This window comes from Streptomyces beijiangensis, from assembly GCF_017315755.1.
GTDB lineage: Bacteria > Actinomycetota > Actinomycetes > Streptomycetales > Streptomycetaceae > Streptomyces > Streptomyces beijiangensis.
This window is the reverse complement of record NZ_JAFLRJ010000949.1, coordinates 1-213: the sequence shown is the minus strand read 5'-3', so window position 1 is coordinate 213 and position 213 is coordinate 1. Positions and strand designations below refer to the sequence as shown.

General features: G+C 66.7%; 1 pseudogene. It reads right to left on the bottom strand.

From position 1 onward, the window contains the following. Positions 1 to 29: 29 nt before the first annotated feature. Positions 30 to 213 (bottom strand): annotated as a pseudogene (locus J0695_RS40030) (dipeptide/oligopeptide/nickel ABC transporter ATP-binding protein); the annotation flags it as partial.

Here is a 213-nt window from a genome sequence, read left to right as displayed (position 1 = left end):
CCTCCGATCGGAGGTCTACCGGACTCGGGTCAATGGGTGTCCGTAGCCTCCTCGATCGCGGCCAGCGCGGGGTCGAGAATCACATCCTCCACCCGGCCCTCGATCGTCGGTTCCTCGGGGAAATGACAGGCCGTCAGGTGCCCCTGGGCGCTGCCATCGATGCGTACCAGCGGTGGTGTGTCCGTGGCGCACTTGTCCTGCGCCTTCCAGCAG